The following is a 1,862-nucleotide window of genomic DNA, read 5'->3' as shown; positions in this document are numbered from 1 at the left end:
GGCCATCAGCCGCGAGATGTTGGCATGGTGCTTGATGATGACGATCAGGCTCATCACGGCGAACAGGCCGGCGATCTGCGGCGTGCTGATGAAATAGAGCGCGATCGGCACGATGACCGCCGCCGCCAGCGCGGCCAGAGAGGAGTATCGAGACAGAAAGGCGATGGCGAGCCAGACGACGGCGAAGACGAGCATGCCCTGCCATGCAAGGCCGAGCAGCACGCCGAGATAGGTGGCGACGCCCTTGCCGCCTTTGAAGCCGAGCCAGACCGGGAAGAGATGGCCGAGGAAGGCGCCGAAGCCAGCCAGAAGTCCGAAGTCCGGCGAAAAATGCCCGGCTATTAGAGCGGCGGCGGTGCCTTTCAGCGCGTCGAGCAGCAGCGTGGCGGCAGCGAGCCCTTTGTTGCCTGTCCTCAGCACATTGGTCGCGCCGATATTGCCGGAACCGATGTTGCGGACGTCGCCGAGACCGGCCGCGCGAGTGATCAGAAGTCCGAACGGTATCGAGCCGAGCAGATAGCCGAAGACGAGCGCGATCGCATATCCCATAGTTTCCCCCGTATTCCTTCCTTGGCTCGCTCGCCTTAAAATTGATGCAATTTGCGTTATGCAACTCTGATTTGCAATAGCTGGCGCTGCGCCGGGCATCGGTCGAGCATAATGGTAGAGTCGAGAGGGTTCGCCAAGCAACTCCGTGCCTGGCAGACTTGGCAGCGCTCAATGCCTCTGATGGTCTATGCGGAAAACACCGTGCGGCCCGCGACCACCGTCCGCAGGACCTTGCCCTGGAGGCGCGCGCCTTCGAAACAGGTGTTCTTCGAGCGCGAGCGCAGGCCGCCTTCGCTGACGATCCACGGCTCGTCGAGATCGACGACCGCGAGATCGGCCGGCGCGCCCGGCTGCAGCGTGCCGCCCGGCAGGCCGAACAATCTCGCCGGCGCCGTGGACAGCGTCTCGATCAGCCTGAGCAGCGGCACGTCGCCATTGTGGTAGAGCCGAAGCGCCGCTCCGAGCAGCGTCTCCAGCCCGATGGCGCCGGCGGCCGCGTCGGCGAAGGGCAGGCGCTTGGTGTCGACGTCCTGCGGGTCATGCGAGGAAACGATGATGTCGATCGTGCCGTCCTTGATCGCCTCGATCATCGCCAGCCTGTCATCCTCGGCGCGCAGGGGCGGCGTCAGCCGGAAGAAGGTACGGTATTCGCCCACATCGTTCTCGTTGAGCGACAGATTGTGGATGGCGACCCCAGCCGTGACATTGGCGCCATCCGTCTTGGCCCGGTTCACCGCGCCGGCCGCCATCGCTGACGAAATCTTGGCGGCGTGGTAGGCGCCGCCGGTCAGCCGGGCCAGCGCCAGGTCGCGTTCGAGCGGGATGAGCTCGGCCTCGCGCGGAATGCCCGACAGGCCGAGCCAGCTCGCATAGAGCCCCTCGTTCATCACGCCGGACGAGGCGAGGTCGGCATCCTGCGTTTCGTGCGCGATGACGCCGCCGAAATCGCGGGCATAGGTCAGCGCGCGCCGCATGACCAGCGCGTTGGCGATCGTGTGGCGGCCGTCGGTGTAGGCGACGGCGCCGGCTTCGCGCAGCAGGCCGAATTCGGTCATCTCGCGGCCGTCGAGGCCCTTGGTGATCGCGGCCGCCGGGAAGATGTTGACGCTTGCGGTGTCGCGTGCGGTGCGCAGCACGAATTCGACCAGCGCCACATTGTCGATCACCGGGTCGGTGTCAGGCATCATGACGATGGAGGTGACGCCGCCGGCCGCCGCCGCCACGCTTGCCGAGGCGATGGTCTCGCGATGCTCGCCGCCAGGTTCGCCGATGAAGACACGCGCGTCGACAAGGCCTGGAATGATCGTCTTGCG

At 65.8% G+C, this 1,862-nt stretch carries 2 protein-coding genes; both read right to left on the bottom strand.

All coding sequences use genetic code 11. The features are described 5' to 3' along the window. On the bottom strand, positions 1 to 549 hold a 549-nt coding region (gene plsY / locus EOA28_RS34495), incomplete at its 3' end, for a glycerol-3-phosphate 1-O-acyltransferase PlsY (RefSeq protein ID WP_128315782.1). 185 nt (positions 550 to 734) lie between these two features. After that, a partial coding sequence (locus EOA28_RS34490) for a dihydroorotase (protein ID WP_128315781.1) occupies positions 735 to 1,862 on the bottom strand: 1,128 nt, incomplete at its 5' end.

The organism is Mesorhizobium sp. M2A.F.Ca.ET.067.02.1.1 (genome assembly GCF_004023285.1).
Taxonomy (GTDB): Bacteria; Pseudomonadota; Alphaproteobacteria; order Rhizobiales; family Rhizobiaceae; genus Mesorhizobium.
This window is presented reverse-complemented; position numbering and strand designations above follow the sequence as displayed.